This window comes from Paenibacillus tabacirhizosphaerae, assembly GCF_040812395.1.
In the GTDB taxonomy this organism is placed as follows: Bacteria; Bacillota; Bacilli; order Paenibacillales; family NBRC-103111; genus Paenibacillus_E.
Genome location: NZ_JBFNXH010000013.1, coordinates 15,480 through 29,275, shown reverse-complemented (window position 1 = coordinate 29,275; position 13,796 = coordinate 15,480). Strand labels below are relative to the sequence as shown.

At 49.5% G+C, this 13,796-nt stretch carries 9 protein-coding genes; 3 read left to right on the top strand and 6 right to left on the bottom strand.

Going from position 1 to position 13,796, the window contains the following annotated elements:
* Positions 1–136 precede the first annotated feature (136 nt).
* The 5 genes from ABRS97_RS20375 to ABRS97_RS20355 form a co-directional block, all read right to left on the bottom strand.
* Positions 137–1,117, bottom strand: a complete 981-nt coding sequence (locus tag ABRS97_RS20375) for an Ig-like domain-containing protein (RefSeq protein WP_367817016.1) — start codon at positions 1,115–1,117, stop codon at positions 137–139.
* Complete coding sequence (locus ABRS97_RS20370) at positions 1,114–4,827, bottom strand: glycosyl hydrolase 53 family protein (protein ID WP_367817014.1); 3,714 nt, start codon at positions 4,825–4,827, stop codon at positions 1,114–1,116. Before ABRS97_RS20370 ends, ABRS97_RS20375 begins: the two co-directional genes overlap by 4 nt.
* A 98-nt stretch (positions 4,828–4,925) precedes the next feature.
* Positions 4,926–6,485: an ABC transporter substrate-binding protein gene (locus tag ABRS97_RS20365; RefSeq protein WP_367817013.1), complete on the bottom strand. Its 1,560-nt coding sequence runs from the start codon at positions 6,483–6,485 to the stop codon at positions 4,926–4,928.
* 66 nt (positions 6,486–6,551) lie between these two features.
* Positions 6,552–7,451 carry a carbohydrate ABC transporter permease gene (locus ABRS97_RS20360; protein ID WP_367817011.1) on the bottom strand — a complete coding sequence of 300 codons (900 nt, stop codon included), beginning with the start codon at positions 7,449–7,451 and terminating at the stop codon, positions 6,552–6,554.
* Between the two features lie 27 nt (positions 7,452–7,478).
* A complete protein-coding gene (locus ABRS97_RS20355; protein ID WP_367817216.1) occupies positions 7,479–8,396 on the bottom strand; it encodes an ABC transporter permease in 918 nt (305 codons plus the stop codon).
* Between the two features lie 222 nt (positions 8,397–8,618).
* Here ABRS97_RS20355 and ABRS97_RS20350 point away from each other — a divergent pair, with 222 nt between their 5' ends.
* From ABRS97_RS20350 to ABRS97_RS20340, 3 genes are all read left to right on the top strand, one after another.
* Positions 8,619–10,193 (top strand): response regulator, encoded by a 1,575-nt coding sequence (locus ABRS97_RS20350; protein ID WP_367817009.1) that lies wholly within the window; start codon positions 8,619–8,621, stop codon positions 10,191–10,193.
* Entirely contained in the window at positions 10,181–11,968 is a 1,788-nt protein-coding gene (locus ABRS97_RS20345; protein ID WP_367817007.1) for a cache domain-containing sensor histidine kinase, read from the top strand. Before ABRS97_RS20350 ends, ABRS97_RS20345 begins: the two co-directional genes overlap by 13 nt.
* A 277-nt stretch (positions 11,969–12,245) precedes the next feature.
* Positions 12,246–12,923 carry a DNA-binding response regulator gene (locus tag ABRS97_RS20340; RefSeq protein WP_367817005.1) on the top strand — a complete coding sequence of 226 codons (678 nt, stop codon included), beginning with the start codon at positions 12,246–12,248 and terminating at the stop codon, positions 12,921–12,923.
* Between the two features lie 403 nt (positions 12,924–13,326).
* On the opposite strand, the gene ABRS97_RS20335 is transcribed toward ABRS97_RS20340, so the two are convergent.
* Positions 13,327–13,620: a hypothetical protein gene (locus ABRS97_RS20335; protein ID WP_367859130.1), complete on the bottom strand. Its 294-nt coding sequence runs from the start codon at positions 13,618–13,620 to the stop codon at positions 13,327–13,329.
* Positions 13,621–13,796: the final 176 nt, after the last annotated feature.

The window sequence follows — 13,796 nt, the reverse complement described above, 5'->3', positions numbered from 1 at the left end:
ATACTTTTGCGACAAGATGATCACCTCTAGGTTAGATTAAAGGGCAAAATCCAGCCCAATTTAATGTTTCCCCCAAAGTTTAGCAGGTTCAATTCAACAATCGTACCCGACAAAATATCGATTATCTGTGCTTTCTTTAGATGGGATTTCCTACCAATTGATCCGTAATAAGCTGTAAATCGATGATGTCAATAAGACCGTCATTGTTTAAATCAGCGGTTTTTGCCGCTTCCCAGCCGTCAGCACTGGGCGTTGAGCCGAGATAATAGACGGCGAAAGCGACATCGGCAACATTCACTTGTTGATCCCCATTCAAATCAGCGGATTTCATTTCAACCGTTATGTTCGCAATAGCCCGCGCGTCCGTACCCATAAGCGTACCCATGACCTGAAAAGTGCCGGGACGAGCATAAACCGCTTCATTCAAAGGCGCCCACACGACGGGGACGTTCTTGTATGAACGATCATCCTCATACACCGATCTGACCACGGAAGGAAGATCCGGAGGCGTATGGATAAACGTATTCACCTGAACGGGATCTATCGTAACTGCCGCTGAACTGCTGTCCAAATCGCCAATCCTGGTGAACGCAACATCATCTAGCGAACCCCAGTTGTTTGGGTTTCCTTCCACCTCGACGCCAACCGTGCACGTCCCGTTGATAACGTTAATTTGAATATGCGAGATCTTCGGTTGGCTCCACAAATCATACCCCGTATTGGTAAAATCCGCGTAAAGCTGCTCGCCGCCATAATCTTTAGCAAATAAGCGGGAGACTTTCTCACCGCCACCGCCCTGCGACCAAGCTGTAAGCACATATCGTCCGTCTGCTAAACCTTCAATCCTTTGCGAAACGCTGAATTGAAAGGAGGAATCGGACCAGTATGCCACGGAATGGGGGCCTCCTTGCGTATGATTGTCTTTCGCTTGAATGCTAACGGCCGAGCTTGTGCCCGAAATGACCCAAGGCGATGGGTCGGCAGCCTCAAAGCCGGGATCTTGGAGCAAATTAACCGTATCGAGCTGGGTTGCCCCCACAGGGTTACCCCCTGACCATTGACCCAACAGCAAGAAAGCTGTCAATAGACTCGTTTGTATGAATCGGCGAATCTTCATCGGGAAACCTCCTCTTCTTCGTGCAACACTCTATAAATGATTACCGCCGCTTCGGCTCTTGTCGTGCTTTCGCGAGGCGAAATACCGTCAGGATTGCCGCCTACGATGCCTCTCGTTACCAAAGCAGCAACCGAAGGGGCGGCATATGCAGAGATGCTCGCATGATCCTTGAACGCGTTCAGTGTAGAGCTGTCATTGGGCAATCGCAGTTTCTTGGAGATTTGCAGCGCTCTTGCCGTAAGAACCATGAGATCCTCTCGGGCGATGGATGCCTTGGGATCGAATCGATTTTCTCCAACCCCGTCAGTAATGCCTAGACCTTTCAAAATCCCTAATGCTTCGTTGTAGTAATCCGTAGATTGCACATCGTCAAAATTGGAAACCGTTTTATCGGCGGTTAATCCAAGCGCCTTGACCAGCATGACCGCAAAGTCTGCGCGAGAAACCTGCAGCTCCGGGGAAAACGTATCTGGCGAAGTGCCATCGGTCACGCCTTTCGAGGCCAGAACTTCTACTGCCTTGCGCGCCCATTCATAGGCAGTCAAATCGCTGAACGAATGTTTAACGAATGCAGCGGCGTATGTGCTGAAATGCGTAGTCGTGAACACGATACGATTGGTACCGGAATCATACTTAGCGTTTGGAACTGCTACAGCATCTCCGCTTCCATCCAAATACCACACAACGATGTGATCCGGATCTCGTAGCTCCTCTGCGGAAGGCGTATACGGTATTGAAACCGTTACTGGAACGTGAGGATTGTTCCACGGAATGGTTTGACCTCCAGATTTGAAATGCAGATCAATGATTGGTTTATCACCGATCTTAGCTTTCAAGCTCGCTGGCACTGTGGCAGGATCTACAGTGCCTATGAATAAGCTAATGCCGTCTTTGTCTTTCAATCCGCCAGCGCTCCATGTCTGACTTGGCAGTGAAACGTTGCCAAGCGGCGTTACAATCTCTATCCGGCTATTCTCCTGAGCCGATTGCTGAGCTTCTTTGGGCATCAGCAGCTCGTAAGCAGATGCGCCTTCTGCTTTTGCAATCTGCAGCACGATTTTTTTCTCGCCTTCCGAATTCGCTTTCGCTTGCTCGATCAATTGTTTCCAAGTCTCTGCGGATAAGGAGGCAGCAGCTGTTTGATTCGCATCCAGCGTCGGCGTTCGAACGATGGATGCCGCACCGTCAGAGCCAACTTGGATAGCGGTATACGGTGTTGCCGGGCTAGCGTCCGATCCTGAGCTAGAGCTTGAGCTTGAGTTAGAGCCTGTGCCATTGCCATTGCCTGAACCGGTGCTGCCACCAGTTCCAGTTCCAGTTCCATTGTCCGTGCCGGAATCGGCGCCAGTGTTAGTCCCTGTTCCTGAGCCAGCTTCAGAGCCGCTGCCGCTTTCACCATTTCCACTGCTTTCACTCGTAAAAGCAATCGTGGCGGAACCAAGCGAAGCAGGCGCAATAACCGCCCCGCCAGGCGCGGTGCCCCAACTCGCTTTTCCAATGGCAATCGTGCCTTGAGCAGCGTCAGCAGCTGTCGTTGATTTAAACGTGACATTCAGCGATTTTGTATTCAACTGCTTTCCTCCACGATGGGCGACAACGAGCCTGACTATTCCAGGAACGCTATGATCCGCACGCAAAACTAACACATTATCGACCGCAGGTTGAGCTGCCACATATGCAAACTTTGATGCGTCATAGTTGACCGTCACGTCTTCCGCATAAATCGTGTCCACCAGCCCGCTATTGCCGATGCTTACCGTAAATGGAGCACCCTTGCGCACGCTAACCGGAGCAACCAGGGTCTCTGCCGAATTATCTGTGTAAAACTCGAAATCGTCGATATTCCCCCAATTACCGGCATTCCCATCGGCTTCGACACCAATCGTTGCCTCATGATTCGTAACTTTAATGTCCACCACGATCGGATGCTTCCATTCCAGCCATTTCGTATTGCGAATATCCGCCGTGACTTCTTCTCCGCCATAATTTTTGGCAAACAGCTTCAAGCTGTTCTCGCCACCGCCGCCGTGGGACCACACTTTTAACGTGTAGGTGCCATTAGCCAAGCCTGTAATCCTTTGCTCTGCCAAGAAAGGCATCGCTTGCGGCAGCGAATAATGCAGCGCATAGCTGCTTGCGTGAGCATTCGCGCTGTCAGAAACCACTTTTACCGCGCTGCTGTCGCCTGTTATCGTCCAATTGCTGCCATCTCCGCTTTCAAAGCCCGGATTTTTCACAAAGTTCGTTGCGCCTTGTACCGTAATCGTACCTGTCGCCTTCAGGGAAACACCGGCTACAGTTCCTTGAAGCGCCAGCGTTCCGGGATGGGTAAGCGCATCCGCAGTTGGCTCCTCCCACACAACCGGCATCTCTCTCACCGAGTCGTCCGTGTAGTCGACCTTCACTTTAGCGGGAAGCAGCAATGTCCCTCCAACCGTTACGTTGACCTCTACGGGATGGATCGCTGCAGCTTCAGCCACGAAAGGCGCTCCGTTCGCCGACGCCGAGACACGGCTAAATACATCCAGGGATGGCAGCGCATTTCCGTTAAAATCAAACATCGCCTGATTCTCCCAGCCGTTTCCTTCGCCTGGCCTCGAACTCCATTCGGCCCCTTTCACCGGTATCCAATCGGGTTCCCAATAAAACACGCCAAGCCCTTTATTTCCATCTAGGTGGGCTACTGCATTCATCACGTCGCGTACTTCTTGCGCTTGCCCCTGCACGGTAGCCTTATAGCCGCCAAGCTTCTCCTGGCCGGGTCCGAAATTGTTTGAAAAGTTATCCCCATCATCGAGTGTATAGGCGTAAGCATTCTCAGCTACAAGCACTTCTTTGTTGTAGCGCTTCGAGATATCTTCCATATTGCTTTTAAGCTGATCCAGCGGACCATGCCAATACGGATAGTAGGAAAAACCAATCACATCATAATCCACATTCCGCGCTTGCAGTTGATCGAAGTTTCGGCGATACAGTTCGCTATTGCCGCCATCGGCGAGATGAATCATAATCTTCGTTCTTTTCGTCGCATCAAGGGCATTCGGATCGTTGTCTCTTACCGCTTGAACGCCTTGTTTCACTAAATTAGCCCAGCCATCATAGCCGCCGATTCCTGTCGTTTGACCATCCGGCCAAACCATGCCGGTGTTCGTCTCATTGCCGATTTGCACCATTTCAGGCATAGCGCCGGCTGCTTTCATGCCTTGGATTACATCAGCTGTGTAGTCGTACAAAGCCTGCTGAAGCTGATCTGTATTAAGCCCCGCCCACTCGGCCGGCTTATTCTGTTTCTCCGGATCAGCCCAGAAATCGCTGTAATGAAAGTCCAGCAGCACTTTAAGCCCAAGGTCATGCGCCCTCTTGGCGATCTCATTCGTTTTCGCCTTATCGTTATTCCCTCCGCCAAGCGGTTTCCCGTCTTGATCGAATGGATGGTTCCAAATCCGCAGCCGAACCCAGTTAACGCCATGATCCTTCAAAATTTGAAGCGCTTCCTTTTCCACGCCGCCATCATAAAAGCGGCCCCCGCTTACTTCGATCTGCTTCAGCATCGATACGTCGGCGCCTTTAATAAAATCGGGGGAAATGTTTTCGATCGGGTTAATGCGAATTCCTGTTGTGGCTGAAGCTGCAGGCTCTGAAGCATAAGCGGCCGGAACCATCACAGAAGTTAGCGCCAATCCCAGCATGATCGCTAAAGGTTTCTTCATGTTTTCAATTCCTTTCCTGTCATAAAATGATAGCGCTTTATATCTTTGGCGAAAAAAATCCGCCTCACCCGAGAGCATGAAGCGGATCTACTTTCCTATTATTTTTTCGTGATTAACGGATTCGCCTGATTTTGCATCTCCGCAATGACTTTATCAATGCCCGCTTGTTTCAGCTTGTCATTAAACACTTTCAAGCCATGCGCAGCATCACTCGGATCAACGAGACCGTAAAAGAGCGGCTTGCCGAATGTGTCCATGACGTTGGAGACAGCAGCAACCTCGTTTTTCACTTTGGAATCGTCGAAAGTAAATGTTTCTAAAGGATGGTTCACAGTAACGGTTTTTTTCCAGTTATCTGTAAATTTTTGCGTTTCAGCGGCAACTGTGGAATCCAAACGCTCATGCAAGGAGTTCCAGCCCCATGGATCCGTACCGGACGGAGGGAAATCGGCAGAAGCAGCCAGCGGTTTAAATTGATCAGCGCCAACCGGCTCATAGTGTTTGCCTTTGATCCCGTAGTTCGTCAGATCATGAATTTCCGGATCATAGCGAAGCAAGTCGATCGCCATTAAAGCACGTTCTGCATTCTTGGTTCCAGCATGGATCGACATCCCGTTATTGATGAAAGGATTCGACAGACGTTTTTTGTCTGCGCTCAAATCGTAAAGTTCCACTTTCCAATCCGGATGCGTCGTTTGCATTTCAGATTTCGTGCGAAGCAGTGTGCCCAGGTTCCACTCAACAGAAGCTAATTTGCCGTCTTTGAACGCTTGCGTTTTGTCCACTTTATTCGCGATAGCGTCTCTGGACCATGCGCCTACTTTTTGCGTATCATTCATTTTCTTCGCGAAATCAGCAAATTCCGGTGTATCGACATAATTAAATAGTTTGCCAGATCCATCCGTTACTTTGTAAGCAATCGGGAGCTGCGGCACGACCCAGTTCCATTCATTCGGTTGAATCAATTCCACCGAGTTAAATTCGCTGGCGCCAATGCTAGGCTTGAAGTCCTTCTCTTTCTCAGCAACCGTTTTCAAAAATGTCACGTAGTCATCATAGGTTTTCAGCTCTGGCAAATTGTACTTCTGACGCAAATCGCCGCGAATGCCGACCATATGATAGCTGTACTCGAAGTTGTTTTGCGGAACCATGTATATTTTTCCATTGATCTTCGCTTGTTCCCAAGCCACTTTTGGCTCTTCCGCCCACGTTTTAGGCGCAAATTTCTTAATCATATCTTCCGTCAGCTCCATGTAGCCGTTCTTTGTGGCTTGCTGAGCGTAGTAGGACCAAGTCGCCGAAAAAACGAGATCGAAATCTTCGTTCGCTGCGAACATCAGCGGGTATTTCTGTTGATACTCGCCCCAATCCAGGAAGCTGACATCGAGGGTCGCATTAATTTTTTGTTTCATTAATTTGTTTACTTCACTGTAAACTTCATCGAAAGCTTTGGGTTTAGAGCCGAGCAAAACCATTTTCAGTTTTACTTCTTTACTTGTATCGATACCTGTGGAGCTAGTAGCCGAAGCGCTCACTTGAGGCGCCGTAGATGCGCCTGGAGTCGGAGCTGCGTCTTTGCTGCCGCATGCCGATAGAACAGTACCCATGACGAAAAGCGATGCGAGACCTAACTTAGCAAATTTCTTGGTGTGTGCCATCTTTCTTCTCCCCTTAAAAAAAATGATAGATGATGTATGATAACCGGGAATATCGAATTCCCGGGATTATCCTTTCACTGCGCCTACGGTCAAGCCTTGGACGAAGTAACGCTGAACAAACGGATACAAGAAAATAATCGGGCCTGTCACGAGAATCGCAAGCGCCATTTTCAAGCTTTCGCCCGGCAAATCGGCTACATGCATACCGGATATCGCCATGACTTTGCGGATGCCTTCGAGATTGCCAAGCATTTTATAAAGTAAATATTGCAGCGTATACAATTTATCATTCTGTACGAACAGCAACGAATTAAACCAGTCATTCCAGTAATTTAGCGCTGTAAACAAGCCAATCGTAGCGAGCCCCGGCTTCGCCAGCGGCAGAATCAAACGAACGAAGATGGTAAAATCGCCGGCGCCGTCAATTTTCGCGGATTCGGTAATCGCATCCGGGATGCTCCGCAAGAATGTTCTCAAGATGATAATATAGAACACATTGAGAAGCGGAGGCAACAGCAGGGACCAAAACGTATTCTTCATGTGCAGATAGTTCACCATTAAGATGTACCAGGGAACAAGCCCGCCATTAAACAGCGTCGTGAAGTAGAAAAAGAAAGCGAATCCGCCGCGCCATTCAAAATCTTGACGCTGCAGCACGTAGGCCGCCATCGCCGAGATAAAGAGTCCCACGATCGTACCTGTAACGGTTAACGCAATGGTCAACACATAGGCGCTGACGAACTGCTGCGGATATTTCAAAGCAAATGCATAGGCATCAAGTGAGAACTCCTTAGGCCATAAACGAAAGCCTTCGCTCGTAATCGATGATTCACTGGTCAAGGAACCGCTGATAATGAGAAGGAATGGAATCAGACAAGCCAGACAGATCAGGCCGATAAACACATAGCCAATCACATCAAGCACTCGCTGGTCCATATTGGATTTTTTTACACGCATCGAATTCATAGTTTCACCCCACAGAAGACTTTAGGTTTAAAATAGTGCATTGTCTTTATCCGATTTACTCACTAGGAAATTCGTAACCATAATCGTGACAAAACAAAGGACGGATTGATAGAAGCCGATTGCCGACGACATGCCGATTTCATTATTTACCAAAAGAGAGCGGTACACATACGTATCGATGACGTCCGTCGCTCCATACAGTAGTCCATTGCTGCCTACCAACTGATAGAATAGACCAAAGTCGCCGCGGAAAATACCGCCAATCGCTAGCAACACTAAGATCGTTATGGTTGGACGCAAGGATGGAAGTGTAATGCGCATAATGCGCTGGAAAATATTAGCCCCGTCAATTTCCGCTGCCTCATAGGTCTCGCGGTCAATGCTCAAGATCGAAGCCATGTAGAATACCGCGCCATATCCAACGGCTTTCCAGGCAGAGAAGAATACCAAAATATATTTCCAATACTCCGGTGTGGTATAAATATCGAGTGCCGGAATATGGAGTGATTTCAGCAGCGTGTTTACGGTGCCATGCTCATAATTGAACAAATTGTACGCGACTGCACCCACGACAACCCATGAAAGGAAGTAAGGCAGAAACATAATCGTTTGCGCCGTTTTGCGAAACAGCTTGGAGCCAATCTCGGCCATGAAAATGGCAACGACAATTTGCAGCACATTATTAATGACAATAAACGCCGCATTGTACAGCATCGTATTTCGCGTCACTTTGAAGGCATCGCCGGTCATAAAGAAAAATTTGAAGTTATCGAGTCCGACCCAAGGCGAACCTAGAATGCCTAAATCATATCGATACTGCTTGAATGCCAGCACAATGCCAGCCATGGGTACATAACTGAAAAGCAAGAAATAAATGACCGCTGGTGCGATCATGAACAGCAGTGTTTTTTTGGCTTTAATGCGGTATAGAAGCCCTCTAGTCATCTCCATCCATTCCCCCGTCCGGTTCTAGTTGTCTCTCCTGTATCTAAATTATCAGGTTGTATTTCATGTGATAACCCGATAAAATATCGATTCCCTGTAAGTTTTGCAGATGTCCCCAAAGATAGTAGCAATGCGGATGCAGATACGCTAATCTATAGCTACATCTAGAAAACTTCTAGACTTAATCTTCCGTTTCCACGGAATCGTTAAGGAGGAAAAAGCTTGAAACTTCTTTTCGCAGAAGATGAAAAATTTACGAGGGAAGGCATTCGCAAGTCTATCCCTTGGAGGGACCTCGGAATTACCGAACTTGTCGATGCTGTTGACGGTCTGGAGGCAGTCGCGTTAGCCGAAAATTTCCAGCCGGACATTGTACTTACCGATATACGAATGCCTCGCATGGACGGCATAGAACTAGCTTCCCACCTTCGGCGGAAGTACCCTCAGTGCAAAATTGTTTTTATGAGCGGATATGCAGATAAAGAGTATTTGAAAGCGGCCATTTCGTTAAAAGCGGTTAGCTATGTGGAGAAGCCGATCGATATTGATGAACTTCAGGAAGCCTTGCAAAGCGCGATTGCCATCTGCAGGGAAGAGCAAAGACATTTGGCTAACGATGCCGTAGTCAAGGAAAACAAGGGCTATATGAAGCAGGAGGCGGCACTGCAGCTAATTCGCGGGGGATTTGACGAAGAATTGCTTAACAAACGACTGCTTGCAGCCGGATTCGAAGCAGCTCTTCATGCTCCGGCAGTTACCATCATGGCCAAATTGGTTGCACCGCAACCGACGAAAGATCTGGTCGGCAATATGATTGAAACGACAATGTCTTCGTTCGAGCTGCCTTATTTGTACGCGTTGAAGGATGACAACCATTTGATCCTCCAACTTTTTTCACATGGCCAAATATCCGTTGAAAGCAATGTTTTGCATCACATTTGCTACGCCCTTTCGACCGCATGCAAAAAGGAATTTCACCTGTTTTCAATCGCTGCCGGCAAAATCGTTCCTTCCGCAAGGAGACTCCAGGAATCGTATGCGAGCGCCGTTCTGCGCTTACAGGAAGCTTTTTTTCATAAATCAGGCTCTGTGGCGCTCTATGACAGCTATGGCAGTGAAACGCATTCCCAGCATTATCAAGTAGAATCCGAGCTGCTAAGCCGGTTCCAGGAAGCCCTTGCCGAAGAGGATTTCGAGGCTGCCTCACACTTGCTGAGTGCGGTTACCGCGGATATACGTCAACATCCGGGAACGCTGATCGTGAGCGTTAAAGAGCTTTATTATCGTTTTATGCTCGATATGGATAAGTTCGCTCGCAGTCGGAATGTGACTCTATTCAGCGCAGAGGAAGAAAATGAAATTCCCTGGAAGCTCATTTTGGAATGCCACTTTCTGGACGATATTCTTCGCGTCGTCCTCCAGAAGTTGAATGAATTGAAGGGGAACATCAAAGAGCGCGGGAATGGACAAATGTCCTCAACCAGTTCCCGCATCATCCGCTATATTCACCAGCATTTTGCGAGTGATGATCTATCCGTACAGGAAGTAAGCGATCATATGCAAATGACAGCGTCTCATCTCATTTCGATTTTCAAAGAAGCAACGGGCAAGACCATTAAACAATATGTCACGGAATACCGGATGGAGAAAGCCAAGGATCTGCTGAGAACGAATCGCCTCAAGGTGCTCGACGTCGCTACTCAGGTCGGATTCAAAGACGGAGAGCATTTCGCCAAAATATTTCGTAAATATACGGGGATGACGCCCACCGAATATCGGGAGCGATGCCAGACATGATCTTCTCCTTCATTCAATTCCTGCGTAAATGGCTATACAATACCAAACTCCGGCATAAAATCATGTACACCTATTTACTACTTATTATGGTGCCGCTCGGCTTCTATCAGTTCATCGCTTCGGAAAAGATGTCAGACATTATCATTAACCATGTGACCTATTCAGCCAAGCAAGGCTTCGACCAAACCTATTCTTTCCTGAGTTACCGGGTGCAGCGGATTGCGGAAACAACGAATGTGCTCGTGTCCAATTCCACCATTTCCGGCATTTTAATGGACACGAATGTCATTCAGGACATTAACCGTGAGCTGCAGGATTATAGCAATCTCAAACAATTGCTTCGCTCGATGCAGGACAGCCTCGATATCTCCCGGGTCGTTCTTTATGTGCCTAAGGCGTTTATTTTCTCTAACGAATCGGAAAATTTCCTGCCTCTGGATCAGACCGTCGACAGCCCTTGCTTTGCCCGGTTGAACGAACAGCATGCCAAATATATGTGGTGTTCACCTAACGAACTTGGCGTTCATGCGACCCGTGACAGTGACTCGTTATACGTTGTAAGAAGTATTCTCGATCCCAACAACTACGCCGTGCCGATCGGTCAGCTGCGTGTGGATGTCCAGGCCGAGACCATTCGAACGATGCTGAAAAAAGCCAATGTGGTGAAGAAAAGCGCCACCTTCCTGGTCGACCAAAATCATCAAATCGTGCTCTCGTCCGAGCCGATTCCTTTCACGGATATGAAGCTGCCGGACACCGTAAGCGATTCGGCTACAGTCAATTGGCAGAACGAAAATAACTATTATTTGTACAGGCAGCTGTCTTCCAATTGGGGCATGGTTACCGTCATTCCACTGGATGAAGTCGTCCAGCAGAGCCATCAGCTGCGCAATGATTTGCTTGTGATCCTGCTCATCGTCACCGTCGTCGCTTACTTCCTTGCCTATCTGTTCTCCTTCTCCGTCACCCGGCGAATTACGCAGCTGACAAGCCGTTTGCGTGATGTGCAGAAAGGAAATCTCATCGCACTCGCCCAAACGCAGGGCAAGGATGAGATCGGCGAGCTGATTCAAACGTACAACTACATGGTTGAGAAGATCAGCTCCATGAACAAGGAGCAATATCGGCTTGGGCAAGAGGTGAAAAATGCCGAGCTGAAAGCGCTCCAGTCGCAGATTAACCCGCACTTTCTATACAACACGCTGGATCTAATCAATTGGATGGCTGACAGCGGTCTCAATACTGATATCAAAAAGGTGGTCAAAGCGTTAGCCCGCTTTTACAAGGTCAGCTTAAGCAGCGGCAAAGATATCATTACGCTGCGCGAGGAACTGCAGCATGTTTCTTTTTATGTGCAAATTCAAAATATCCGGTTTGAGAATAAAATCGACTTTCAAATCAACGTAGAGGACGAGCTTCTCGACAACTCGATTCCGAAAATCACGCTGCAGCCGATTGTTGAAAATGCCATCCTGCACGGCATTCTGGGCCGCACCCATCGTGAAGGCACGATTACCATCACTGGCAGCAGGCAGGAAAATACCCTTCACCTCGTCATCAAAGACAATGGCGTTGGGATGCGCCCGAATCAGGTTGACGACATCATGGCAGGCATCTCCCGGAATAAAATCGGCGGCAGCGGCTACGGCGTCAAAAACGTCATCGAGCGCATCCGGCACTACTTCGGCGAACCCTATAATCTGACGTATCGTAGCCAATTGGGGGAAGGAACAGAGGTTGAAATAACGATACCGGTTACGGAGCGCGGTGCGTAGTTACGGCGTTATGGGGGTTATGGGAGTTATGGGAGTTATGGGAGTTATGGGAGTTATGGGAGTTATGGCGTCTGAAGTCTGAAGTCTAGAGTCCCCAAGTGCCAAAAGCTATTGTAGTTCCGGTATTTTGTTAGTTCCAATAGTGCTTGTAGCTCCAACAGCGCTTTTATGGTACAATTTCCATCAAATGGTTGTGAAGCACACGCCGCTTTCCTTCGATCAGCACTTGCTGTTCTTGGAGAGCGGCTTATTTGTTTCCAAAGGAGTGTACAGTCGTATGGAATCATTTGATACTATGCATGAAAATTACATGAGGCACCATATCCGTGTCCGCAAAGGTGAACGGTTACGGAGGCTCAAAGAAGGGCATGGACATGCCGAGAGACTATTTCTCCAGCAAGTGTGGTTGAAAGCATTTGGAGACTTTCAGGACCTGCATCCCGAATATGAAGTGAAGGATTTTCGCGATGGCACCCGTTTTATTGACTTCGCTTTTACCCGTCATTCCCTTCGAATTGCGATCGAGATCGACGGGTACAGCACGCATGGAGCTTCTATAAGCCGCACGCAATTCTCCGACCAGTTGATGCGCCAAAATCACTTGGTCATCGACGGGTGGAAGGTTCTGCGATTCGCTTATGACGATGTGAAAGATCGGCCCCGGATGTGCGAGCAGTTGCTCCTGCAATTTATGGGGAAGTATTTGGGAGAGCCGCACCTATCCGTCGGTGAGATGAGTTTTATCGAAAAAGAAATCTGCCGATTCGCACTGGTCAGCAATAGATTTATTAAACCTAACGACATATGCGATTTGCTGCGCATCGGTCATAAGAAATCTCGTCGCATATTGCATGAGATGACGGAAAAGAGCTTGCTTCTGCCGGCAGGGGAAGGTCAGCAGCGAATTAAAAGCTACCGGCTGCACCCATCCACTATTTCAACATTAACTTGTTGAAGTAGGATTGGCCTTTCACGCTCTGCCGCGCGGCGCGCTGCTCCCGTAACGCCCCTTTGGGCCGTTACCGCTCGCTCTTTACACCTACGCCGCTCGCTTCGCCTTCCGTAAGGCCCATTTCGGGCCTTTCACACTTCGCCGCACGGCGTGCTGCTCCCGTAACGCCCTTTTGGGCCGTTACCGCTCGCTCTTCACACCCTCGCCGCTCGCTTCGCCTTCCGTAAGGCCCATTTCGGGCCTTTCACCCTCCGCCGCGTGGCGTACTGCTCCCGTAACGCCCCTTTGGGCCGTTACCGCTCGCTCTTCACACCCTCGCCGCTCGCTTCGCCTTCCGTAAGGCCCATTTCGGGCCTTTCACCCTCCGCCGCGTGGCGTACTGCTCCCGTAACGCCCCTTTGGGCCGTTACCGCTCGCTCTTCACACCCTCGCCGCTCGCTTCGCCTTCCGTAAGGCCCCTTTCGGGCCTTTCACGCTGCGCCGCGCGGCGTGCTGCTCCCGTAACGCCCCTTTGGGCCGTTACCGCTCGCTCTTCACACCCTCGCCGCTTCGCTTCGCCTTCCGTAAGGCCCATTTCGGGCCTTTCACGCTCCTCCGCGCGGCGTGCTGCTCCCATAACGCCCCTTTGGGCCGTTACCGCTCGCTCTTCACCCCTCGCCGCTCGCTTCGCCTTCCGTAAGGCCCTTTTCGGGCCTTTCACGCTCTCCCGCGCGGCGCGCTGCTCCTGTAACGCCCTTTTGGGCCGTTACCGCTCGCTCTTCACACCCTCGCCGCTCGCTTCGCTTTCCGTAAGGCCCATTTCGGGCCTTTCACGTTCCGCCGCGCGGCGTGCTGCTCCCGTAACGCCCCTTTGGGCCGTTACCGCTCGCTCTTCAC

What these genes read in the sequence shown, in the direction of transcription:
- ABRS97_RS20375 (WP_367817016.1), bottom strand. Translation starts at nt 1,117, where the DNA reads ATGAAGATTCGCCGATTCATACAAACGAGTCTATTGACAGCTTTCTTG.
- ABRS97_RS20370 (WP_367817014.1), bottom strand. Translation starts at nt 4,827, where the DNA reads ATGAAGAAACCTTTAGCGATCATGCTGGGATTGGCGCTAACTTCTGTG.
- ABRS97_RS20365 (WP_367817013.1), bottom strand. Translation starts at nt 6,485, where the DNA reads ATGGCACACACCAAGAAATTTGCTAAGTTAGGTCTCGCATCGCTTTTC.
- ABRS97_RS20360 (WP_367817011.1), bottom strand. Translation starts at nt 7,451, where the DNA reads ATGAATTCGATGCGTGTAAAAAAATCCAATATGGACCAGCGAGTGCTT.
- ABRS97_RS20355 (WP_367817216.1), bottom strand. Translation starts at nt 8,396, where the DNA reads ATGACTAGAGGGCTTCTATACCGCATTAAAGCCAAAAAAACACTGCTG.
- ABRS97_RS20345 (WP_367817007.1), top strand. Translation starts at nt 10,181, where the DNA reads ATGCCAGACATGATCTTCTCCTTCATTCAATTCCTGCGTAAATGGCTA.
- ABRS97_RS20340 (WP_367817005.1), top strand. Translation starts at nt 12,246, where the DNA reads ATGGAATCATTTGATACTATGCATGAAAATTACATGAGGCACCATATC.